The sequence below is a fragment of the Robertkochia marina genome, assembly GCF_004799345.1.
In the GTDB taxonomy this organism is placed as follows: Bacteria; Bacteroidota; Bacteroidia; order Flavobacteriales; family Flavobacteriaceae; genus Robertkochia; species Robertkochia marina.
This window is the reverse complement of record NZ_SSMC01000001.1, coordinates 1,021,685-1,046,856: the sequence shown is the minus strand read 5'-3', so window position 1 is coordinate 1,046,856 and position 25,172 is coordinate 1,021,685. Positions and strand designations below refer to the sequence as shown.

Genomic DNA, 25,172 nt, shown 5'->3' with positions numbered 1-25,172 from the left:
TTTTTAATGGTATAACTATCCTATACTATTCGTTCCTTGAAATAGGAATAAGCGGCCCACACGCCGGTTATTCTGCCGGGTTATAATTTAAAACCTGTCAAACATCAAAAAAGATTTAAAAACCTCAGGTTTTTAGATGATTGTTTAATCCATCGGTCCGGGATATCCGGACAGATATAAATTCATTCAGAGTGAATAAAGAATTAATCGTAAGATCTGGTTCCTCTGACGTTGATTTTGCCATATTAAAGGATGGAAAACTTACTGAATTACACAAGGATCAGGAAAGCAGCGACTTCTCGGTGGGCGATATCATGCTTGCCAAGGTGAGAAAACCGGTATCGGGACTCAATGCCGCTTTTGTTAATGTAGGTTATGAAAAAGATGCATTCCTTCATTATCACGACCTGGGCCCTCAATTGAGGTCCTTGCTGAAATTCATTAAACGTGTAAGCACAGGTAAATTAAAAGATTTTTCTCTTAAAGGCTTTCCTTTTGAAAAGGATATAGACAAGAACGGTAGCATCAATGATGTACTCAAGGCCAATCAGTCTATATTGGTCCAAATCGTAAAAGAACCTATATCTACAAAAGGACCCAGGATAAGTTCAGAGCTTTCAATAGCTGGACGATACCTGGTATTGGTTCCTTTTTCTGACCGCGTTTCTGTTTCACAAAAGATAGAGAGCAAGGAAGAAAAAGACCGTTTAAAAAGGCTGGTACAAAGTATTAAACCGAAAGGATTCGGAGTAATCGTACGTACCGTAGCCGATGGCAAAAAAGTCGCCGAACTAGACAAAGACTTGAACAATCTGCTGGTCAAATGGACCGCAATGTGCAAGAAAATCTACAAAGCAAAGTTACCGTCAAAGGTACTCAGTGAACTCAATCGTGCCGCATCTATTTTAAGAGATGTATTTAACGATGATTTTACCGGAATCCATGTTGACGATGAAACGCTTTATTATCAAATTAAAGATTATGTGCAAGAAATTGCACCTGGAAAAGAATCAATTGTAAAGCTGTATGATTCCAACGTGCCGATCTTCGAAAAATTCGGGATCGAACGTCAGATCAAAACTTCTTTCGGACGCACAGTCTCTACCAGTAAGGGTGCCTACCTGGTTATTGAGCATACCGAAGCGCTTCACGTAATAGACGTGAACAGCGGGAATCGCTCAAACAAAGCCAAAAACCAGGAAGACACAGCGCTGGAGGTAAATCTGATCGCAGCTAAAGAAGTAGCCAGGCAACTCAGACTTCGCGATATGGGAGGTATTATCGTGATCGATTTCATCGATATGTCCTCTGCTGATAACCGTAGAAAACTATATGATCATCTGCGGGAAGAAATGAAAGACGACAGAGCCAAACATAAAATACTGCCCCCAAGTAAATTTGGGCTTATACAGATTACAAGACAAAGAGTGAGACCGGAGGTTAATATCAAAACCAGAGAAGAGAATCCTAATGGAGCGGGCGAAGTTGAAGCCCCCATTGTTCTCATTCACAAAATGACCGCCGATCTTGAACGAATCATTTCCAACAAGGCCCATAAGAACGGGATCATACTTAATGCGCATCCCTTCATTGCAGCCTATGTTACCAAAGGATTTCCATCCGTTCGTTCTAAATGGTTTTTAGAACACAAAAAATGGGTTAAAGTCTTACCCAGAGATGCTTACACTTATTTAGAATACCGTTTTAAAGACAAAGACGGAAAAGAATTAAAATAAAAAAACCACGCCTTCCGGCGTGGTTTTTTTGTTTATACCCATTTGAAAAACACCTGCTGCATTAACCCTTCCCTTCTTCTCCCATAACAGAAGCGTCCAGTAACAAGCCTTTTTATACATTTGCAGGGTGAAGTCACAGATATCATATACCGTAGACGAGGCCACCCAGAAAATGGAGCATTACTGCGCCTATCAGGAGCGATGCCATAAAGAGGTTATTGCCAAACTGAGATCTATGAACATGATACCCCTGGCTATAGACACCATCATTGCTCACCTCATAAAACACAATTACCTGAACGAAGAACGTTTTGCCAAGGCCTTTGCAAGAGGAAAGTTTCGCGTAAAAAAATGGGGCAGGAACAGGATCGTAAGAGAGCTGAAATTTCGTGATATCTCCAGGTTTAATATTCAAACAGCCTTAAAAGAAATTCCTGAAAAGGAATACCTGAACACATTTCATGAGCTGGCCCTTAAAAAGCACAAACAGATCAGGGAAACCAATAAACTTAAGGCAAAAAAGAAACTCGCAGACTACCTGCTCTACCGGGGCTGGGAACCTCACCTGGTGTATGAGAAGGTGAATGAGGTTATGGGGTAATGAGGTTATGCGGTTATGCGGTTATGCGGTTATGCGGTTATGCGGTTATGCGGTTATGCGGTTATGCGGTTATGCGGTTATGCGGTTATGCGGTTATGCGGTTATGCGGTTATGCGGTTATGCGGTTATGCAAAACTAAAATTTTGGAAATAGAGCTCGTTGAAGCACAGTACAACAGACCTACTTCCCTACCTCCCTACATCCCTAAAAAAAACGGTCACCCTACTTCTGTAAGATGACCGTGAAAATTTTAAGATCTATTTATTTTGCCGACTTACTTATCGGCGTTTTTTAGCTCTTTCGCTTTTGACTTTGCCTCTTCATTTCTATCGATCTTATGACCGGGGCGTGTCCATTTGGGCTTTTCACCAAGTGCCTGGAATTGAGAATTCTCTGCTTCTACCGTTTGCGGCTGCATTTTCTTTATAAAAGGCTTCTGTGGGTTCAAGCCCAATTGACGAAACATATCCATATCCTCATTTACATCAGGATTTGGAGTCGTCAGCAACTTATCTCCGGCGAAGATCGAATTGGCTCCTGCAAAGAAGCACATAGCCTGTCCTTCACGACTCATTTCAGTTCGTCCGGCAGAAAGTCTTACCTGGGTTTCCGGCATTACGATCCTGGTCGTAGCTACCATACGGATCATCTCCCAGATCTCTACCGGTTTCTGATCTTCCATCGGAGTACCTTCTACGGCCACAAGGGCATTGATCGGCACTGATTCCGGCTGAGGGTTCAGACTGGCTAAAGCTACCAGCATACCGGCTCGATCTTCAGCAGACTCGCCCATTCCTATAATTCCCCCGCTGCAAACGGTAACATTGGTTTTACGAACATTGTCTATGGTCTCCAGACGATCTTCATACCCACGGGTAGAGATCACCTCCTTGTAATACTCTTCAGAGGTATCCAGGTTATGATTGTATGCGTACAATCCTGCTTCTGCCAAACGTTTCGCCTGGTTTTCGGTGATCATACCAAGGGTACAGCACACTTCCATATCAAGCTTATTAATGGTTCTTACCATTTCAAGCACCTGATCGAATTCCGGACCGTCCTTAACGTTTCTCCAGGCAGCTCCCATACACACCCTGGAACTCCCGGATGATTTAGCACGAAGTGCCTGAGCTTTTACCTGCTGCACAGTCATCAGGTCATTTCCTTCAACATCGGTATGGTACCTTGCTGCCTGCGGACAATACCCGCAATCTTCAGGACATCCTCCCGTCTTGATAGACAGCAGGGTAGATACCTGAACAGTATTTGGGTCATGATATTTTCTGTGAACGCTGGCCGCCTGATAGAGCAGATCCATCAATGGCTGGTTATATACTTCCAGTATCTCCTCCTTGGTCCAGTTAAATCTTATGTCTGCCATATACTTCTATTTCTGCCCGATATTCTCAAAAGGGCAACACGGGTTGATTAGTTTTCTCTGTGACAAAAATAAAGAAAATGCCCTTGGCCACCTCAAAGCATTGTAATTAATTAGGGGGGAGAATAAAGCCTCTGCTGTCATACAGTTTATGGATCAATGAGAAGACCCCTACGTATAAGGTTTATGAATATTATCTTACTTGCGCTATCTTTAATGAAAATGCAATCTTCACATTGGTCAGGTCAATCATTATTACGGGAATACTCCTAACGCTTCAAGTTAGTGGCCAACACGTGGCAAAAACTGAAAATCACTTGCACAAGCCCGCCCGCATTATTGGCGACAGCCTCTGGGTATCTAAAAGCGCCTATGCCGACAAGCTATACGGCTTTTGGCTGGGGCAGTGTATCGGGAATTGGACAGGATTGGTTACCGAAATGGATAAGATAGGGAACGTTGGTGATACTAAAACCGGGGCATTTTATACGAGGGATGAATGGGGACAACCCGATGAACCCAGCATCTGGGGAGAGGGAGTGCCAAGTGAATTATCAAAAAATATTGATTTTGTATTTAAGGGACAAGGAGAGATCTGGGGAGCAGATGACGACACCGACATGGAGTACATGTACCAACATCTACTTTTGACACATAAAACTCCTTACTTAACCCCGAAGCAAATAAGACAAGGTTGGCTGCACCACATTCACGAGAAAGAAGAAAATTATTTATGGGTATCTAATCAAAAGGCTTTTGACCTCATGCAAAATGGCATGCTGCCCCCAGCTACCAGTGACCCAGAGAATAATCCGCACTTCGACATGATCGATGCCCAGCTCACAACCGAGATCTTCGGTCTTTTTGCTCCTGGCCATCCGGAAACAGCATTGAAGATGGCCTGGTTACCTATAAGAGTTACTGCCAGAAAGGAGGCTGCCCTAATTGCAGAATTCTACATTACCATGCACTCCCTGGCTATACTGCCTTCAAACCAGGAGCCTGAATCACAGATTATGGAAATAGCCACGATAGCCAGGGCACAGGTACCTGACACCACATATGTGGCGAAGATGTTTGATTTTGTAGCATCGTGCTACATATCCGGAATACCCTGGGAAGCCACCAGAGATTCTGTTTACAACCGCTATCAGGTACAACAAATGGACGGCTACACTGTAACTTCCAGAAACCTATACTGTAACGGATGTTTCGCTGGAGGCATTAATTTTGCTGCAAGCCTTATCAGTCTGTTTTACGGAAAGGGTAATCTCCCGGAAACCATTAAAATCGGAACACTCGCAGGATGGGATTCAGACAACCCGACCGCGACCTGGGGAGGCCTGCTAGGGTTTATTTACGGGAAGGATGGCATTGAGAAAGCTTTCGGCAGATCATTTTCAGACAAGTTTAATATTCACCGAACAAGGAAAAATTTTGAGCCTTATGCCATTGATAATTTCAGGCACATGGCCATTAATGGGGTCAAGGTAACAGAAATGACTATCCTTAAAGAACTTAACGGAAGAGTAGATAAGGGCTCCAACTCCTGGGTAATTCCATGGAACATCCCCAAAAAATAGAATTTAAAATCGTTCAGTCTATCGGGATCCTATTGACTTTTCTCCATATCTGCATGGGTAAAGGTTTCTAAAAAATCCCGCAAACCATCTTCATGAGTTATCCCTAACTTCTTTCTTAACCTGTATCGCGCCGATTCCACTCCCCGTAAAGAAAGATTCATGATCGGAGCAATTTCTTTATTGGTAAGGTCCATTTTTATCAAAGCACATAACTGCTCTTCTTTTTTGGAAAGATTAGGATTTATACTTTTTAACCGGGAAAAAAAATCCTGGTGAACTCTTTCAAAATTCACATCAAAAATCTCAAGATACTTTTCCCCAATGCGACTACTTTCCAATTTTCTGAATACAGAATTAATTGCCTTTTTAGATGCAGGCTTTTGAACTTTTAATCTAAGTTCCTGCAAATCTTTATAGATCTCATTAAACAGCTCTTTTCGTTTACTTAAAAGCAGGGTATAATTAGCGAGCTCTTTGCTTTTATCGATTACATTCTGCTCGAGAAAAATCTTTTCCCGTTCCATCTCTCTTTGCTTTGCAGTTAACTTATACTTTTCCATTTCCAACTGCATCATTTTCCTGGTATGTTTTACTTTTTTCTCTGCTATCAACTGTTCTTTTCTGATTCTTTTAATCACCAGAGTTCTCAACCCAAGCACAAGACCCGTAAACAAAAGAATAAGAACACCCTGCCAAAAAGCAGTCTCATACCAGGCAGGACTTAACACGAATGCATAACTCACGCTTTCACCCAAATCGCCCTCCGCATTCCTGCTTTTTACCTTCAGAGTATAGTCTCCACTATCCAATCCGGTAAATGTGATTTCAGGGTCATTGCTCCAGGCAGACCAATCCTCATCACTACCCTCAAGAAAATGACTGAAATACACTTTTGACCGGGTGCCAAGCTTTGGATTTGCCACGTGAAAAGCTAAAGATCCCAAGGGGTTATTGCCAATTACTAAAGGCTTTTCCGGTTTAAGAGGCAACATCTGATAACCATTCTTTTTCTCCAATCCCACCCTATTTATCATTGTCTTGGACATAACTCCTGATTTCTCAACCCTACTCCTGATATCAAAAAGATAAAGTCCGTTAATGGTGCCCACAGCCACAAGATCCTTAGTTAGTGGCAGCAAGCTTTCCATAGATTTCACAAAGGAGTTACTCAAAGGAGCAAAGGCCATGGTGTGCAATGATGCATCTGCATCCTCTTTCAGGTAATATCCCAATTCATTTCCATTGACAAACCATATTTTATCAAAAGCGCTTTTAAGAAGGGTAGTATTCTTTTTTGGATTTAGAATTTTATTGAGGTCGGGGTCTTCAACAAACTTATGTCCCTCTTCATCAAAAGTAAATACACCGGTATTCGTTGTAAAAATCAACTGATCTTCAAAAGTACGTGGCATGATATTAAAGGGTGACTCCAAGCCATTGTAAACTGTAAAGAATTCAGTAGATATTACACGGCTGTAATTCTTGTCGAACTTCACGCGAAAAACCCCCTTATACCCATGACACACCCAAAAAGTAAAAGGATCTGTCAAAGAAGGGGAAACGTCCCGTGTAGATTCATCAAAACCTGACACCCGTTCTCCAATTCTAAATTCACCATCTTTATAATGCACTTTATAAAACCCACTGTAGGTAGTACCCAAGTAAAGATCCTCCCTGCCTGGTACAGGGCAAATTCCCCAAAATCCAGTTTCCTTGCTAACGGAGATGGCTCGATCTTCACGAATCTGAAACAGGCCGTCGTTATGACCAACCAGTAAATGATCATCTATTTTATTGATACTCCAAGCCTGGCCGGGCAAATTATGTACCTTTTGAGACACCCCTGTATACAAAGAATCAAGTGACAACATAAACACTCCCTGATTTGTGGCGGTGTAAATATTACCTTGATTTAAGGCAACATCATAAACAGGTATATTATCTAAAACCTGGGTATAACTGGCATCAAAAGAAATGTGGTCAATACCCTGATTTTGCAAAACCCAAAGATCACCTTCCTCATCCAGGTAAACATTCTCTACCGTTCGGTTTTTTATCTTTGGATTTAAATAAAAGTTACGATTTACAGTATTATCCGGTCTGATCTCCACAAGTTTACTACCCTGAGTGGCGAGAATATAACTACCGCTCTGAAGCTGAATGGCCCTGTTTACCTGATCAATTTCCTCCTGATCAAACACCTCCAGTACCTTGAAGACTCTTCCTGTGCTAAGATCAGCTTGAAAGTATCCTCCTTCCTTGGTGATCAAGACAACTTCCCGTTCAGATTTACCCGGAAGAATGGCCTTTACACTTTGATCATAAATGGCCTTGGCGCTGATACGCAATTCTAACTCAAGTGTAATTTCATTAAGTTCAAAAATACCATGATTCAAATCCTGAACCAGAAGTCTGTCGTGCACCTTTTCAGCATGAAAAAGAAAATTTCGCGCTTTAATTCTCGCTGCAATATTATCCTTGATTACCACCAAATCGCGATCGTATCGCAATACCAATGAGTTTCTAAAAGGGATTATTTGCCACAAGTTCTCTAAATCTGAATCAGTTAAACCGAGTTCAGCAGTCATCGATTTGAAATGATGCTCACCTTTGTCATCTTTCTCTAGCGTACCGACCTCATTATATCCTCCAACCCAAACTTTGCCTTTATGATCAAGACCAAGGCTTCGTACAGAAGAAAAATTGGGTAAAACAACAGTCTCCCATTCAGCACCATCCCAGATCAATACCCCCTCATTATTTCCAAACAATAAAATTCCATTATCCATCTCTTCCATGGTCCAGAATTGAGCATCAGATTTAAAATCAGATTTCCCATAATAAGCTACCCTGCTTAGCTTCAGCTCTGAAAGTTGCGGAAGATTTTGTTTAACCTGTGCGGAGAGATAAAAAGTCTGGAAACAGATTAAGAAGAGGAGTGAAATAAAGGGGCTATGTGATTGGAATTTCTGGAAATGCATGAGAGATAGCTGGGGTTAAGGTCAGATAAATATAGTTAAAATTTAATTAAAATTTAACATTATAACAATCCTGTTTTTCAGTCTCATAAGTGTAAATGCGTAGCTAAAACGTAGTGTGATTCTTCTTTCTGGCGTATTCGTGAAGTAATAAAAAAGCCTGTTCAATATTAAGGGAAGCTTAATTTTCGATGGTTAAAATTATCGAATTCTCAAATTCAAACGATTTCGAATAATGAATTCTGATTTATCAGGATAATGTCCTTAAAGCATTAAACAAACTAAAACAACCCAAAATCCAATTTATAAATGAAAATTCAATATTTTTTGACCTGTTTCTTGCTGTTCGTTGTAGGTATAATACACGCTCAGCAAGCTCAAATTCAGGGTAAGGTGGTTGAGTCTGAAAACCAGGTTCCCCTACCCGGAGTGAACATCGTCATTAAAGGTACTGACCAAGGGGTCGCTACCGATTTTGACGGTAATTTTTTTATCAGCGCTGACATTGGTGATGTACTTGTCTTTTCCTATATCGGATTTCAAAATCAGGAAGTGGAAGTAACCGGCAGCACGAATTTAGAGGTGATTATGCAGGCTGATGACACTTCTCTTGAAGAAGTGGTTGTTGTAGGTTACGGAACCCAAAAGAAAAGTGTGGTAACCGGGTCTATTTCAAGTATCAAGGCTGAAGACATTCAGGTGGTTCCCAATAACGGCCGGGTAGAAAACGTGCTTCAGGGGCGTACTTCCGGGGTCGTTATTGCTGCCAATTCCGGACAACCCGGTTCAAATTCGACCGTGAGGGTACGTGGTATTACCACCTTTGATACTTTCGGAGGGAATGAACCCCTTTGGGTAGTAGATGGTGTTATTGTTGATGCTGGCGGTATCGGATTTATTAATCAATCAGACATCGAATCTATTGAGGTTTTAAAAGATGCTGCTTCCCTGGCTATTTATGGAGCCAGATCAGCTGCAGGGGTTATTCTAATTACCACAAAAAAGGGCCGTGCAGGCAGAATTACCGTTAACTATAATGGTTACTCCGGCGTATCCTCCCCTTCCAAGACACTCAATCTCCTTAATGCCACCGAATATGGGGCAATCATGAATGAAAAATCTGTTGCAGACGGGGGCGACATTCTCTATCCTGACTTATCAATATTAGGCAGGGGAACCGACTGGCAGGATGTGATCTTTAATAATAATGCGCGCCGATATTTGCATGAAGTAAGTATTACAGGAGGTAATGATGTTTCCAGCTTCTTCAGTTCATTCGGAACTGTTGACCAGGAAGGAATCGTAACACCGGAAATATCAAAATACAACAAAAAGAACTTTCGACTTAACTCAACTCATAAACTTTCCAAGATTTTTACTTTAGGACAAAGTTTCGGGTATACACACGAGAAAACCACGGGAATTGGAAATACCAATAGTGAATTTGGCGGCCCCTTAAGTTCTGCTATTAACCTAGACCCTCTTACCCCGTTTGTGGTTACTGATCCGGCAGAGGCCGCAAGTAATATTTATTCTGACCCCCGAGTTATTAGAGATGCAGATGGCAACCCTTATGGCATTTCAACCCTTGTGGGCCAGGAAATGAGTAATCCTGCCGCCTATGTCCAAACCCGATTGGGCCAATATGGCTGGTCTGACAACCTGGTAGGAAATGCTTACCTGGAGGCCAATCCATTGAAAGGCCTGAAATTCAAATCTTCTTTTGGAGGAAAGCTGTCCTTTTGGGGGTTTGAAGGGTATACACCAGCATTTTATCTAAACCCATCCAATGCAAATAGTCAAAACAACCTAAGTAGAAACACCAACAGAGGATTTGGCTGGAACATTGAGAACACTCTTTTATATAATCAATCTATAGGAAAGCACAATTTTTCAGTACTTCTGGGGCAGGGTGCCTATGTAGACGGTATCAGTGAAGGAACCGGAGTCACGTATTTCAATCTCCCCGTAACTTCTTATAAAGACGCCTCCTTTAATTTTGACATTCCAACAGAAGACCGTTCAGTTTACGCCTGGGACGGAGCTGAACATAAGCTCACTTCCTATTTCTCCAGGGTAACCTATGATTTTAATGAAAAATACCTCTTTACAGGAATTGTAAGACGTGATGGATCCAGCCGCTTCGGCCCTAACAAACGGTATGGCACCTTCCCTTCTTTCTCCCTCGGTTGGGTCTTATCAAACGAAGGGTTTTGGAATGAAAATGAGGTTTTCAATACCTTTAAAATTCGAGGTGGTTATGGAATCACCGGTAATGACGGCATAGGTGATTTCGGCTATCTGGCTCTTATTTCGGGAGGACGTAACTATACCTACGGCAACACCGGCTCTACCATTGTGACCGGGTACAGTCCGAACGCACCCGATAATCCGGACTTACGCTGGGAAGAAACCGCTCAGGGTAATATCGGTTTCGATGCCCGATTCCTGGGGTATATGAACCTAACCGTTGATTATTTTAACAAAACTACTACGGGAATTCTTCAGGCGGTTGAAATACCAGGTTTTGTAGGAGCCCCCGGAAGTCCGTTAGGAAATGTAGCAGACATGGTTAACCGTGGTTTGGAGGTTGAATTAGGATATCGCAATCAATGGGGAGATTTTAATTTTAGTGCTAATGGTAATTTCTCTTACCTGGAAAATGAGGTTACCTATCTCGGCCAGGGAAAAGAATTCATTACCACCGGCACCGCTGGTTTCCAGGCTATGGGCCCTATAACACGTACCCAGGTAGGACAGTCATACAACTCTTTCTTTGGATTTGAAACCGATGGCATCTTCCAAAATATGCAAGAGGTAATGAATTATACCGGAGCTGACGGCACCCCAATACAACCAGGAGCTGTTCCGGGAGATTTCAGATGGAAAGACACCAACGGAGATGGAAGCATTACTAATGACGATCGTGTCTTTCTTGGTAGTCCGCTTCCAAAATACACCTTTGGTTTGACCATTAGCATGAACTGGAAAAGCTTTGACTTTACAATGTTTACCCAAGGAGCCGCCGGAAATAAGATCTTTCAGGGTTTGCGAAGGCTTGACATACTTAATGCCAACTACCAAACCAAAGCCCTCACCAGATGGACAGGAGAAGGAACATCTAACGATTATCCCCGTCTTTCTAACTCCGATCCAAACATGAACTTTAGCAGAATGTCTGACTTCTTTCTCGAGGATGGAGACTACCTGAGATTAAAAAACCTACAGATCGGTTACAGCCTGCCAGTAGGTGTTATTCAATCTATTGGAGCAGAACGTTTACGAATCTACATGACAGGAGAAAACCTGCTCACCTTCACCAATTACACGGGTTACGATCCGGAGATTGGAGGAAATGTACTCGGTATTGATCGCGGATATTATCCTCAAGCACGATCTTTCATGCTTGGTCTGGATGTACAGTTTTAATAATTAGAAAAAGAAGAACACAATGAAAATACTTAATTATATTCTAGCACTGGGGTTACTTTTTCCATTGGCATCATCTTGTTCAGACGATTTCCTGGAAGTAGAACCCAAGGGACAATTCTTATCCAGCAGTTATTACAATACGGAAGATCAGGTTTACTCGGGTCTGGTTTCAGTATATGACATTTTACGCAAAAACACCGGTGGTTTTGAGAATATGGTCGCCCTTTTAAATTCAGGATCTGATGACCATGTTGCCGGAGGCGGTGGAGCTACCGATGGTATTCAGCTACAACGCTTTTCTACGCATGATTTAAGCTCTACAACTGTGGGGGCAAGCTACTGGGACGATCACTATGAAGGCATCTTCAGAGCCAATGTTATGATCCAAAAATTACCGGAAGCACCTGTAAGTGATGCGTTAAAGGCACGTTATACAGCAGAGGTAAAAGCCTTAAGAGCCTTGTATTATTTTAATCTTGTCCGGCTTTTCAGAAATATTCCTCTTATCACTGAACCCCTGACCCAAGACCAATATAATACCATCACTCAGGTAGATCCCGGCGAAATATACGGACTCATTGAGGCTGACCTCAAGGCAGCAATACCAAACCTTCCGGACGTTATACCCCTGGATACAGAAGCAGGAAGAATTACCAAAGGAGCAGCAACAGCCTTATTAGGAAAGGCCTTATTGCAGCAAGGCAAAAACAGTGAGGCGGCTGCCCAACTTGCTTTGGTAAACGGCACACCGGGAACTCCAAGTCCTTATGGATATGAACTACTGAGTAATTTTGAAGATCTCTGGGTTGTGGACAATAAGTTCAATTCTGAATCTATTCTGGAAGTAGCCCACACCAATAAAGGAGAAAGTCATTGGGGAATATGGGGAAGTGGAGCCGATGAAGGCAACACCCTCAACGTGATGGTTGGCCCAAGAGGTTACAGTAAAATCAGTGAAGATGCACCGGAAATACCTTCCGGATGGAGCTTTAATGTATTCACTCAAAAGTTTTACGACATCATGGCGGGCGACCCCAGATTTGAAGCCACCATCCTAGACCTGAAAACCATGAAAGAAAATGGAGAGGTTGATTATATAGCCGGATATGAAGATACCGGGTACTTCCTGAATAAGTTCACTCCAACCATAGCTGTAGAACATACAGGGGCGGGTGATGCTGTTCTTAACTACAGACAGAATTCTTACATCATCAGACTGGCTGACACCTATCTGATGGAGGCAGAAGCACTTGGCGGAACAGGAGCACGAGCGCAGGCACTTCTCGATGCCGTTCGTGCACGGGTAGGGTTGCCCTCGGTACCGGTATCTCCTGATGCTATTGCCCTTGAAAGAAGAAAAGAGCTGGCCGGAGAAGGCCATCGATTCTTTGACCTGGTAAGAACCGGAAAAGCAGCTGAGGCATTATCTGACAGAGGCTTTGATACCGGAGTGGATGAAATTCTTCCTATTCCATTCAAGGAACTGGAAAATACGCAATTGGTACAAAATCCGGGTTATAATTAATAAAGCACAGTACTATGAAAAAACTTTCGATATACCTTAGCGGCCTGCTTCTTCTGGCAGCAAGCACAGCCTGCACTAAAGACGCGCTGAACGATGTGGACGCCAACCTGCACAATACCGTTCCAAAAGAACTGAATGCCGTATTAAATATTTCTGAAGACAATTCCGGAAATGTCCAAATTACCCCAATGGCAGAAGGAGTTTTGGAATTTGTGGTAGACCCCGGACATGGAGAAGACGGTGCCGTAACTCTAAAGCCCGGAGAAAGTCTTCATCACAGTTACCCGGAGGGCAATTATACCATTGACATCCAGGCCAAAAGCATTACCGGTGCTATCCAGGCCTCCACTCACAATCTTGACATGGTTTATCGTGCTCCTGAAAACATCAGTATTTCTGCTAGCCAGGACGCCTATAACCTCACCATTTCAGCAACAGCCGATTTTGCCAATGGATTCCTGGTTTTCTTTGGCGATGATCCAAATGAAGAAGGCACTCCTCTGAGTGTTGGAGAGACCCTCCCGGCTCACACCTATGCCTCAGCAGGTTTATACCAGGTAAGAGTAATTGCCTTAAGTGGAGGTGCTGCCACCTCAGAGGAGGTCATTGAAGTACAGATCTATGATCCCTACGGCTTACCGATCACCTTCGAAGATCTTAATCAAAACTACGCTCATGGAGGCACCTTCGGTGGAGTTGATACGGCCATAGTTGACAATCCTGCCCCGGGTGGTATTAACACCTCTGCTAAGGTTTGGCAATACACTAAGAATACTGCTGCCGCCACGTGGAGTGGTACATGGACACCTTTGCAAACTCCCCTTGATTTATCCCAGGGTAAAAAAATCAAGATCTGGGTATACGCCAATGAAGTTGGGAAAGAAATTAACCTCGAGCTGGAATGGGCAGTGGATAACGTTGTAGAAAATGGAGTAGCTGTTCTCAAGGTGGCTAACACCGTTGCTAATGAATGGGAAGAGCTCACCTTTGACTACAGCACGATAGCTGCCCTGCCCGATGACGTGAAGTTTACTCAATATGTATTCAGGTATAACGATAGCGCTGAAGGCACAGGAGAAGTGATCTATATTGATAATATACACCAAACTAATTAATACAACGAAGGAGATGAATAAACTATCTAAATATGCCGCCATAGCCCTTGCAGGGTTAAGCACCTTATTCTCATGTGATGGCAACGAAGATTACACTCTGGACGAACTAAATGGTCCTTCTGACATACAGATCATCGCAGAAGTTGTGGGGCAGGATGAATCCAATCCTAATGGAGACGGATCTGGAGATGTCTTATTTACCATCACAGCTAAAAATGCCATTAATTATAAAATCGATTTTGATGAATCAGATGGCATCAATATGGAATCCATTCCAGGGGGTATGACTACTAAAAAGTATACTACCATTGGTACCGAAACCTATACCGTGAATGTTGTGGCCTACGGAGCTGGAGGCAGCAGTTCTAATGCAAGTACTTCAGTGAGCGTTCGGTTTGAATACCAGCCGGATCCCGAAATTGTTACAAATCTGACCAATAATGCCTCAAAAACCTGGGCTGTAGACCCGTCGCTTCCCGGACATATGGGCGTTGGACCCTGGGATTTCGACGACTACACTACTCCTAACTGGTGGGCATCAGGAGTTAATGAGAAGGTCGGTGTAGCTGACTGTCTCTACAGCAGCACTTATACTTTTGGTTATGATGAAGGTGCAAATTCATACACTCTGGATGTTCATACCCCGGAGGGTGCCTTCACTAAAACCGGGAATCTAAGTGCAATTCCCAACATACCAGAAAGCGGAGATGAAGGGTGCTATTCCTATAGTGACAGTAGTTCAAGCTTTTCATTTATACCATCCTCCAGCATATTAGATGAATCCCTTTCTACAAGAACGAGTATCGTTCCAAATGACACCTTCACTTTTGTAGCCTTTGGACATATGATACGGGAATATGAGATTCTTGAGGTTACCCCTGACTATTTATATATCCGATCTCAGGGTACCGGGGAACCATGGACCGCCTGGTATTTTAAACTGACCCCTGTGGAGTAAGTTATAAGTAAGGATTAACATTGTTTTCATATAGTTTCAACACCACCCTGAATCGGCTTGTCGATCTGGGGTGGTTACCTTAAAAATATGGCGAGCAGATCGCGGGTTTGATTTAATCACGGAAATGAATTTGTTTTAGTTCGTACGCCCTTCAGCGTTCAATCAGCATCTGCTCCCTTTTTTAAGGCAAACATTCACGGTTTAATATCTATCAACTAAATTATGAGTAACAGTTTTAACTATTTATTTATCCTTAGCTCATTCTGCCTGTTCATTATTTCAGGCTGTCAGGAGGAAGGACTAATATCGAAGGACGACCCTCCGCAACAGATCCCGGAACAAACCGGGGAGGTCAGTTATTGGATAACCTTACCGGATGAATCAGAAAAGCTAAAAGCGTATCCGAACCAGCTTTCCTTTTCAAGCACTCCCAATACGCATCCAAATATTTCACTTGATCCTCAATCAACTTTTCAGCAAGTTGATGGTTTTGGGTTTACACTTACCGGGGGAAGTGCTCAACTGATCAATGAATTAGATCCTACAGTCAAGGCAGACTTATTAAAAGAATTATTTGGTCGTGGCCGAGAGGAGATCGGGATTAGCTACCTGCGAATAAGCATCGGCGCTTCGGATCTCGATGCATCTGTTTTCTCTTATTGTGATTTACCGCCAGGAGAAAAAGATCCTGAGCTTCAAAATTTTTCAATTGCAAACGATCAAACCCACCTTATCCCTGTACTCCTCGAAATCTTAGCCATTAACCCTGAGATCATGATCATGGGAAGTCCATGGTCTGCCCCGGTATGGATGAAAGATAATCAACATAGTATTGGAGGCAGTTTACTTCCTGAATATTATGCTTCCTATGCAAAATATTTTGTAGAGTATATCAAGGCTATGAAAGCAGAAGGCATTCCTATAGATGCCATCACCCCACAAAATGAACCCTTACATCCTGGAAATAATCCCAGTATGTATATGACTGCCCTACAGCAGTCAGATTTTATTAAAAATCATCTGGGGCCAGCATTTGAGGAGGCCGGACTAACAACCAAAATAATTATTTATGACCACAATTGTGATCGTCCCGATTACCCCATCAGTATATTAAACGATGCCGACACCCGTAAATATGTAAACGGATCTGCTTTTCACCTTTATGGCGGTGATATATCTGCTCTGAGTAAAGTCCATCAGGCCCATCCTGATAAGGCCCTTTACTTTACAGAACAATGGACCTCAGGTAATGGGCACTTTGGGGAAGATCTTTCATGGCACACAAAAAATGTAATCATAGGTAGTCTGAGAAACTGGAGTCGTGTTGTCCTGGAATGGAACATGGCCAGCGATCCGGAATTTAAGCCCCATACCGAAGGAGGTTGTACCTTATGCAAAGGAGCTCTTACTATTCATTCTCCTTTTACCATCAACAGAAATGTCAGCTATTACATTATTGCACATGCCTCTAAAATGATTCCTCCAGGCTCTGTTCGCATTGCCTCTACCCTTGCAGGAGAAATTCACAATGTGGCTTTTGTAACCCCGGAAAATAAGACCATCCTGATCGCAGTAAACACCTCCGATAAAGATCAGATGTTTAATGTGAAATATCAAGGTAAGTGGTTTACAGCATCGTTATCCAAAAATGCTGTTGCCACCTTTGCCTGGTAAAAAATAAAAAATATGAAATATTGGTGCTTAACCCTTACTCTACTCTTTTTGTCAACACCTGCTATCGGTCAACAGGTTACCATTTACACAAGTAGTAAGGACAGTCATGACAGACTAACAAGAACCGCCCAAAGTTCATTTACAAAAATGGATCAACCTTTAGAGACACAAACCTGCATATTTGTAATGCCTGATAAGGAAAAGCAAACCGTACTTGGGTTTGGCGGAGCTATTACAGATGCAAGTGCTGAAGTATTCGCGACCCTAAAACCCAAAGTACAACAAAGGTTTTTAGACGCCTATTTTGATCCTGAAAAAGGTATTGGATATAATATCTTGCGAACTAACATACACAGCTGTGACTTTAGCTCGGAGAGTTATACTTACATAGAAGAAGGCGACAAGGCGCTCAATACGTTCTCTATCGAACACGACAGACAATTTAAGCTTCCCTTAATTAAGGCGGCAATGGATAAGATAGGCGACAAAGCAGTCTTTTATGCAAGCCCATGGAGTCCGCCTGCTTTTATGAAGGATACCGGAAAAATGTTGCAAGGAGGTAAGCTTCTACCCGAATACTATCAGAGTTGGGCTGAATATTATATCAGGTTTATTCAGGAATATGAAAAAGAAGGGGTCCCTGTCTGGGGTCTCACCATACAAAATGAACCTATGGCAACTCAACGATGGGAATCGTGTATTTACACGGCAGAAGAAGAAAGAGATTTTCTTAAAAATTATCTTGGCCCCACCCTTCATAAAAATGGTATGGAAGATAAGAAAGTTGTGGTTTGGGACCACAACAGAGACCTGATCACCCAGCGTGCTACAACTATTCTCGATGATCCAGAAGCTGCAAAATACGTTTGGGGCGTAGGCTATCACTGGTACGAAAACTGGAGCGGGGGTGACAATATGTATCAGAACGCAGGTATTGTTGACGCCCTTTATCCTGAGGTTAATATGTTATTTACGGAAGGATGTGTGGAAAAATTTAACCCGGAAAACTATCAGCTCTGGGAGAACGGAGAGCGATACGGGAGGTCCATGATCAATGATTTCAATAACGGAGTTGTGGGCTGGACTGACTGGAACATCCTCCTTGATCAAAATGGAGGCCCTAACCATGTCGGGAACTTCTGCTTTGCCCCTATTCACGGGGATACTGTAACCGGAGAATTAACCTTTACTCCCTCATATTATTTTATTGGTCATTTTTCAAAATTTGTAAATAAAGGCGCAAAGGTGATAGCTTCAGCTACCAGCAGAAGTTCACTACTCAGCACTTCCTTTAAAAATCCAGGGAACACTATTATTACAGTAGTTCTCAATCAAAATGATAAGCCTGTTGAGTACTACCTGAATACAGGAACTTCTGCAGCCCCTGTAAACATCCCGCCAAGATCAATTCAAACTCTTGTTTATAAAATGCCCTAAATACTAAAGAGCTAAAAATTCATTAATGGATACCCAGCTGTAACAGGCTGGGTTATAAACTACTAGTACGAGGTTCAATCCTGAGCCTCTATAAGAGTTATGACTACAAGGAATTACCAGATACCCTCTAACAGCACGCTAACAGCATTCCCCCCAAAACCTACGGCATTCACCATTACTTTTCTAATGGTTTTGGGAACACGGAAATCCTTATTTCTCGTAAAGGGAACCCCAATGAATTGCTGATGTTTCAGCATTAACAATCCCAACTCTAAGCTCAGAGCACCTGAGGCGCCAAAAGTATGGCCTATCTTCCATTTATTACTGGTTACTGCAGGAAGACTATTTCCAAAAACAGCCTCTATGGCTTTTAACTCTGACGCATCGCCTTTAATGGTTCCGGGCGCATGCATAACCACCACATCCACCTCTTGCGGTGAAAGCTCCCCCAGCGCCATCCTCATGGATTTCTGAAAGCATTTAGCATCTGATGAGATGGAAATATTGTGCTTTAATCTTTCTGTCGCGTAACCTATTCCCTTGATATAACCAAGAGGTACTGTGTGAGGTTTTGATTCCATACAGATCACAGAAGCACCTTCCCCCAGCACCATGGTATTTCGCCTTTTTGCCATATCCAGTGCCTTACACGGGTATTGCTCTCCTGCAGAAGCATATATCTTCAGCGAACGCATTTGGGCCAGCGTAAAGGGCGTTAAACTCGCCTCACTGCCTCCGGCCAGAAATTTGTCCGTCAGTCCTGATCTCAGCCATGCATAACCATTGAGTACGGCATGCAAGGCGGTAGAGCAGGTAATGGAATGTGAAATTACGGGTCCGTCTGCCTGAAGGTCATGCCCTACCCATGATGCAATATTGCCAAGTGTGGTTGTGGGTGAAGTAAGGGTTGGTGCATATCCTTTGTCAAGGTAGGTCTCATGATATTTTTCAAAAAGACCTGTAGCGCCCCTGGAAGAACCAATGTTCACGCCAAAATGATCGCCTTTAGTCCAACCAGCACCCTGTACTGCCCGTCTTGAAGCCTCTATAGCAAACAAAACCGAAAGATCGAGGTCCTTGTAGCGATGGTCGGAACTTCTGAGAGTATCGATCTTTTCCATTTCTTTCTTGCCAACAAGGGCAACCGGATATATTCTACCCTGATCCTCTTGCTCTGTAAAGCAATGGTCGGCATCCAAATACCGTTGCCACACCTCTTCTGAGGTACCTCCTATTGGCGAAATACTGCCTATTCCTGTAATTGCTATTCGTTCTCCGGTCATTGCTGAAGATTATAAAACCCGTCTCATTCCGTTCTTCCTATCCGACTACCGCGACCTCTTCAAGTAAAGATTCTACAGCATCATAAAGGATGTTCATTTGATCATTCGTAGTAACATAGGGAGCCAGAATATAGATGGTATTACCGAGGGGTCTCAAAAATGCACCCTTAGAAAGAAAATATTCATACAGCCTTTTTCTCAGATCACCATACCTCTCCATTTCCACGTCCAGATCAAGGGCATAAATGACTCCCAGCTGCCTGGTTTGCTTTACTCTTGGGTTATTTCTGATCTTCTGATCAAACTCCCGATGAAGAGCTTCGATCCTTTTTATATGAGCTTGCATTTCAGCTGAAAGCAACAGCTCAATCCCGGCCATGGCAGCAGTACATGCCAAAGGATTAGCGGTATATGTGTGCCCATGAAAGAACCCCCGCCCGATCTCATCATCATAGAATGCTTCATAGATTTCCCGTGTGCAACTGGTGGCGGCCATAGGCAATAAACCAGCCGTAAGGGCTTTACTTAAACAGATCATATCGGGTTTAACTTCCAACTGATCACTGGCAAAATTTGTTCCTGTCTTCCCAAAACCGGTCATTACCTCGTCTGCAATAGTGATCACCCCGTGTTCCTTTGCCATAGACATTAAAGCCTCCAGACCATCCTTATCATACATGATCATTCCTGCCGCCCCTTGTACCAGAGGCTCGAAAATAAAAGAAGATACCTGCTTGTTTTTCAGGATCTGCTCAAAACGCTTTAAAACTTCCTCATTATTCTCACCGGTAGGCAGCGGCAGTCGCTCTACTTCAAGAAAGAGATCCTCAAAAGGACCGTTATATACAGACAGACCTGAAACCGACATGGCCCCAAAAGTATCCCCGTGAAACCCGTTTTCGAAGGCTACAAGGGTATTTCGTTTCTGACCACGATTAAAATGGTATTGCAAGGCCATTTTTACAGCAACTTCAACAGAGGTAGACCCATTATCAGAGAAGAAGATCTTAGCCTGGTTGTCAGGAAGGATCTCCATCAGCATTTCCGATAACCGCACAGCAGGTTCATGGGTAAGCCCGGAAAAAATAACATGATCAAGCTGCTGCATTTGCTCCTGTACTCTTGAGATGATATGAGGGTTGCAGTGGCCATATACACAGGTATACCAGGACGCAATTCCGTCTACATATTCATTTCCTGATTCATCAATAAATACAGCACCTTCAGCCCTGGTTATACCCAACATATCCGGATGGGTCTTATGCTGGGTTAAAGGGTGCCATAAATACTTCTTATCTCTGTCTGCGATCGTCATCTTTTCTGCCGTATTTCCGGAGTTACTTAAGAGGTACAAAGATGCTAATATTTAACCTTAAGAAGAAATAACAAAAGCATAGATATTGGCAGATAGCAAGGGCAGATCAAAGCGCCTGAAGTCTTTCCCGGAATTTAGATGCGTAATTACGTATAACCTCCTTGGTGAATTCCTTTTCTTCATCGATCCTGCCAATAACAGGCACCCCGGTCATTTTTTCAATGATCTGCTCTGTAGTTGGATGCTTTTTACCACTAAAAATGATGGAAATATCAAATCCTTTCTGTTTCAGGAAATGAATGGTAAGTAAGGTATGATTAATACTCCCCAAATAATGACGGGAAACTACCACCACCTTATAATCAGGTTTCATGATATCAAGAATGGTAGCATGATCATTTAAAGGCACTAATAGCCCACCGGCTCCTTCTATGACCAGACTGTTTTCCGTCTCTGGCTCCGTGATGCGCTCACTGTGAATGGTAATACCATCAATAGCCGCAGAAGCATGCGGACTTATGGGTACCTTAAGGGCATAACTATTCGGGTGAAATTTAGTTACGGGGTTGCTCACCATGGCCTTTACCCTGTGTGTATCTGAATTTTCAAGATCTCCTGACTGAACAGGTTTCCAATAATCTGCCTCGAGGGCTTCAACAATGATGGCAGACGCGATGGTTTTGCCCACATCGGTAGAAATCCCTGTAACAAAGATCCTTTTACTCATAAATCATTATCATGTAATAGTTAAACATCTAACAGATAGGGCTTAACAAAAATAAGAAGTCTGTCGAAAAGACTTTCAATTTCTTCAAAAGAATTATACGAATGAAGGCAAATACGCAACCTCTCTTTCCCCTTGGGTACGGTAGGCGATACTATAGGCTTTACCCGGAAACCTTCATCATTGAGTAATTTTGCCACCTCTTTTACATTTTCATTACCGGGTATCACAATAGTGGCAATAGCAGAATCGCCACCTTTAAACTCCATGAGCACTTCTGTGGTGTTTAATTTGTTCTGAAAGCACCTTATTCTGTCCCATAACTGATCTCGCCTGCCATCATCGATCATCAAGCGGTGAGATGCCATAATACCGGCCACGGAGTGAGGTGGCAAGGCCGTGGTATAGATCAGACTACGACAAAAATTCACCAGATAATCTTTAAGTTTTTGGGAGCCTAAAACAGCAGCCCCGTGAACACCGGGTCCCTTGCCAAAAGTTACAATTCGAGCAAAAACAGACTCTCTGCGGCCTTGGCTGAAAGTAAGCCCTTTACCCTTTTCACCCACAACCCCTACTGCATGTGCCTCATCTACCACCAGGTTCACATCATAGGCCTTACACAAGTTGATCAATCTGTCTAGATCGGGAGAATCTCCATCCATAGAAAATACAGATTCTGTAACCACATAACATTCGTTGTCATCAACAAGATACTTTTTTAACAAAGATTCCAGGTGTTCAAGATCATTATGTCGGAACTTAAAGCTGCCTGCATTTCCCATACTTAAACCATCGCGTATGGAGGCATGTATGTATTCATCGTAAAACACAATATCTCCCCGCTGAGGAACCGATGAGAAAAAACCTATGTTGGCATCGTATCCGGAGTTAAAGATCAATGCTGATTCAGATGCATACCAGGTGGTAAGCATATCTTCTGCCTCCTTGTAAAGCTTATGATTTCCACTAATAAGACGAGATCCCGTGCTACCTTCACCAAAATCATACCCCTCTAAGATCTCCCCGATGAACTCCTTTAGCTTCGGATCACGAGATAAACCCAGGTAGTCATTTGAGCAAAAGTCAATACCCTCTGCTGCTGAGGGAAGTCGCCTGAAAGCATTATCCGCCAGCCGTTGTTCAAGTTTCTTATTGAGCCTCTTCGGGAATTTCATCAGATGGAAATTTTTGCAGGGTAAAAATACAACACTTAAAAAATTCCTCCTTCCAAACCCTGTATAGAAAGGATAATAATCGATAAATTCATGATCTCATTAATTTACCCATTCTATGAAACCTTTAATTACTTCGCTATTTATATTGACTTCACTTTTAACATTCGGTCAGCCGACTGTTACCTACCATCTGAGTTTTGAAAACGCCTCCCAACATGAGGCAAGGATAAAAGTTCAATTCAATCAACTTGATAATGACCCGCTGCTCATTACCATGAGCCGAAGCTCTCCGGGCAGGTATGCTTTACATGAATTTGTAAAAAATGTGTACGACCTGCACGCTTTTAATGCAGAAGGTGAAGAACTGAAATTGATCAGGAAAGATCCATATAGCTGGGAGCTAAAAGGTCACAACGGAACCGTAGCACTCCATTATACTCTTTTTGCAAACAGAGCTGACGGCACCTACAGTGATGTTAGTGAATCGCATGCCCACCTGAATATTCCCGCTACCCTGATCTATGCTCCTGCCCTTGCCGACAGAGAGCAGGTACTAAACTTTAATTTACGGGAAGACCTGAAATGGAAGGTGGCTACCCAATTGGTAAAAGAAGATGAAGACACATATACGGCCCCCAACCTTTACTACCTGATGGACAGCCCTGTTGAAATATCGGATCATGAGGTAAGGTCATTTAAGATTGACGGACCCCAGGGAGAGCAAACAATAGAATTTGCCCTTCACCACCGTGGGGGCTCCATGATCTTTGATGAGTTTTTTGAAGGGGTAAAAAAGATCGTAACAGAAGAGATAGCCGTATACGGGAAGGCTCCGGAATTTGACTATGACAGGTATACCTTCCTTGGCTGCTACCTGCCATGGGCGAGTGGTGACGGTATGGAGCACAGAAACTCAACCATTGTAACAAGCAGCAGAGAACTTACCTCCCCTGAAGGTATGAGAAACCTAAGCACGGTAGCCCATGAATTTTTTCATGCCTGGAACGTAGAAAGATTACGGCCGAAAAGCCTTGAGCCTTTTGACTTTCAAAAAGCCAACATGAGCGGCGCATTGTGGTTTGCAGAAGGCTTTACTTCCTATTATACGAACTTGATCCTGAAAAGAACCGGAATAATTGATGAGGCAGCCTACCTTGAGTCGATCACCCCCACCTTTAACTACGTATGGAATTCTCCCGGAAGGCAATTTTTCAACCCTGTGGAGATGAGTCAACAGGCACCTTTCGTAGATGCGGCCACCTCTGTTGATCCGGTCAACCGTGGCAACACCTTTATATCCTATTATTCATACGGTCATATGCTTGGGCTGTCCCTGGACCTCTCGCTTAGAAACAACGGGAAAACCCTGGATGGTTATATGAGCTTATTATGGGAGAAGTATGGAAAGGAAGAGAAGCCATACACCCTGGAAAACCTGCAAACTACGCTGGCCGAATACGGGGGCAAGGCCCTGGCTGAAGAGTTCTTTGAGAATTATGTTTACGACAGTAAAATGCCCGATTACAATGATCTATTTAGTTTGGTTGGTATCCAGGCTCAACGAAATAAGGATAGGGCTTTTACAGGAATGACGGTAAACAACAGTGTGGTGAGCAACTACCCTGTTATAGGGGGACCTGCAGCGCAGGCCGGAATAAGCAAAGGAGACAAGATCTTATCGGTCAACAATAACCCTGTAGACAATCTGCATACTGACGATTTCACCAAGGATATGAAACCCGGCCAGGAAATCATACTCGAAATTGAAAGATATGGTCAAAAGATCACCAAAAGCATTACACTGGGAAGTGACCCTAAATACACCCTTGAATTAATGCCCATTGAAAGTGAAAAGACCGGGACGGCCCGCACATCCTGGTTGGGCGCTCAATCCGAAAAGTAATAAAACAAAAAAGCGCCGGTAATACCGGCGCTTTTTTTATATCTAAAGTACATGTCTTAGTCTGCAAGAACGATCACTTTGTTATCGTTCATTTCTATGGTTCCACTGTTGATGGGCAGAATGGTCTCATTCTTTTCACCCTTTGAAAACCGCCCTGCAAACTCTTTGGAAATATTAACATCTCCGTAGATCTTCACCTTACCTTTTCCTAAAATAGAAACGATAGGGGCGTGGTTATTCAACATCTGGAACTCCCCGTCTACACCAGGAACGGCAACTGAGGTTACCTCTCCTTTAAAGATCGTAGCTTCGGGTGTTACTATTTCTAAATACATAGTTTATAATTTTCAGT

Annotated in this window: 17 protein-coding genes; 10 read left to right on the top strand and 7 right to left on the bottom strand. The window is 42.9% G+C overall.

All coding sequences use genetic code 11. The features are described from left to right. Positions 1-191: 191 nt before the first annotated feature. Positions 192-1,736 (top strand): Rne/Rng family ribonuclease, encoded by a 1,545-nt coding sequence (locus tag E7Z59_RS04275; protein ID WP_136335040.1) that lies wholly within the window; start codon positions 192-194, stop codon positions 1,734-1,736. Positions 1,737-1,908: 172 nt separating this feature from the next. Further along, positions 1,909-2,337, top strand: a complete 429-nt coding sequence (locus E7Z59_RS04270) for a regulatory protein RecX (protein WP_136335512.1) — start codon at positions 1,909-1,911, stop codon at positions 2,335-2,337. 274 nt (positions 2,338-2,611) lie between these two features. Here the strand turns inward: E7Z59_RS04270 and bioB are convergent, their stop codons facing one another. Then, positions 2,612-3,718: a biotin synthase BioB gene (bioB, locus tag E7Z59_RS04265; RefSeq protein WP_136335039.1), complete on the bottom strand. Its 1,107-nt coding sequence runs from the start codon at positions 3,716-3,718 to the stop codon at positions 2,612-2,614. A 314-nt stretch (positions 3,719-4,032) separates the two neighbouring features. Between bioB and E7Z59_RS04260 the strand changes: the two genes are divergently transcribed. Continuing rightward, positions 4,033-5,298: an ADP-ribosylglycohydrolase family protein gene (locus tag E7Z59_RS04260; protein ID WP_242015576.1), complete on the top strand. Its 1,266-nt coding sequence runs from the start codon at positions 4,033-4,035 to the stop codon at positions 5,296-5,298. 29 nt (positions 5,299-5,327) lie between these two features. Here the strand turns inward: E7Z59_RS04260 and E7Z59_RS04255 are convergent, their stop codons facing one another. Further along, on the bottom strand, positions 5,328-8,096 hold the full coding sequence (locus E7Z59_RS04255) for a helix-turn-helix and ligand-binding sensor domain-containing protein (RefSeq protein WP_168731236.1): 2,769 nt from the start codon (positions 8,094-8,096) through the stop codon (positions 5,328-5,330). Between the two features lie 489 nt (positions 8,097-8,585). Between E7Z59_RS04255 and E7Z59_RS04250 the strand changes: the two genes are divergently transcribed. From E7Z59_RS04250 to E7Z59_RS04225, 6 genes are all read left to right on the top strand, one after another. Further along, the gene (locus tag E7Z59_RS04250; protein WP_136335037.1) at positions 8,586-11,705 is read left to right on the top strand and encodes a SusC/RagA family TonB-linked outer membrane protein; all 3,120 of its coding nucleotides are present in this window, start codon (positions 8,586-8,588) and stop codon (positions 11,703-11,705) included. Between the two features lie 22 nt (positions 11,706-11,727). Continuing rightward, positions 11,728-13,233 (top strand): RagB/SusD family nutrient uptake outer membrane protein, encoded by a 1,506-nt coding sequence (locus tag E7Z59_RS04245; RefSeq protein ID WP_136335036.1) that lies wholly within the window; start codon positions 11,728-11,730, stop codon positions 13,231-13,233. Between the two features lie 14 nt (positions 13,234-13,247). Next, positions 13,248-14,348: a hypothetical protein gene (locus tag E7Z59_RS04240; RefSeq protein WP_136335035.1), complete on the top strand. Its 1,101-nt coding sequence runs from the start codon at positions 13,248-13,250 to the stop codon at positions 14,346-14,348. Positions 14,349-14,361: 13 nt separating this feature from the next. Then, the gene (locus E7Z59_RS04235; protein ID WP_136335034.1) at positions 14,362-15,306 is read left to right on the top strand and encodes a hypothetical protein; all 945 of its coding nucleotides are present in this window, start codon (positions 14,362-14,364) and stop codon (positions 15,304-15,306) included. Positions 15,307-15,528: 222 nt separating this feature from the next. Then, on the top strand, positions 15,529-16,980 hold the full coding sequence (locus E7Z59_RS04230) for a glycoside hydrolase family 30 protein (RefSeq protein WP_136335033.1): 1,452 nt from the start codon (positions 15,529-15,531) through the stop codon (positions 16,978-16,980). Positions 16,981-17,166: 186 nt separating this feature from the next. Beyond that, positions 17,167-18,417 carry a glycoside hydrolase family 30 protein gene (locus tag E7Z59_RS04225; RefSeq protein WP_317130455.1) on the top strand — a complete coding sequence of 417 codons (1,251 nt, stop codon included), beginning with the start codon at positions 17,167-17,169 and terminating at the stop codon, positions 18,415-18,417. Positions 18,418-18,530: 113 nt separating this feature from the next. Here the strand turns inward: E7Z59_RS04225 and E7Z59_RS04220 are convergent, their stop codons facing one another. The 4 genes from E7Z59_RS04220 to E7Z59_RS04205 form a co-directional block, all read right to left on the bottom strand. Beyond that, positions 18,531-19,700 (bottom strand): beta-ketoacyl synthase N-terminal-like domain-containing protein, encoded by a 1,170-nt coding sequence (locus E7Z59_RS04220; RefSeq protein WP_136335031.1) that lies wholly within the window; start codon positions 19,698-19,700, stop codon positions 18,531-18,533. Positions 19,701-19,737: 37 nt separating this feature from the next. Next, entirely contained in the window at positions 19,738-21,015 is a 1,278-nt protein-coding gene (bioA, locus tag E7Z59_RS04215) for an adenosylmethionine--8-amino-7-oxononanoate transaminase (RefSeq protein WP_136335510.1), read from the bottom strand. Positions 21,016-21,121: 106 nt separating this feature from the next. Next, positions 21,122-21,742, bottom strand: a complete 621-nt coding sequence (bioD, locus tag E7Z59_RS04210) for a dethiobiotin synthase (RefSeq protein WP_136335030.1) — start codon at positions 21,740-21,742, stop codon at positions 21,122-21,124. 20 nt (positions 21,743-21,762) lie between these two features. Continuing rightward, positions 21,763-22,917, bottom strand: coding sequence for an aminotransferase class I/II-fold pyridoxal phosphate-dependent enzyme (locus E7Z59_RS04205; protein WP_317130454.1), 1,155 nt, complete (start codon positions 22,915-22,917; stop codon positions 21,763-21,765). A 115-nt stretch (positions 22,918-23,032) separates the two neighbouring features. Between E7Z59_RS04205 and E7Z59_RS04200 the strand changes: the two genes are divergently transcribed. Next, entirely contained in the window at positions 23,033-24,820 is a 1,788-nt protein-coding gene (locus E7Z59_RS04200) for a M61 family metallopeptidase (RefSeq protein WP_136335028.1), read from the top strand. A 56-nt stretch (positions 24,821-24,876) separates the two neighbouring features. Here the strand turns inward: E7Z59_RS04200 and E7Z59_RS04195 are convergent, their stop codons facing one another. Further along, positions 24,877-25,155, bottom strand: coding sequence for a F0F1 ATP synthase subunit epsilon (locus E7Z59_RS04195; RefSeq protein WP_136335027.1), 279 nt, complete (start codon positions 25,153-25,155; stop codon positions 24,877-24,879). Positions 25,156-25,172: the final 17 nt, after the last annotated feature.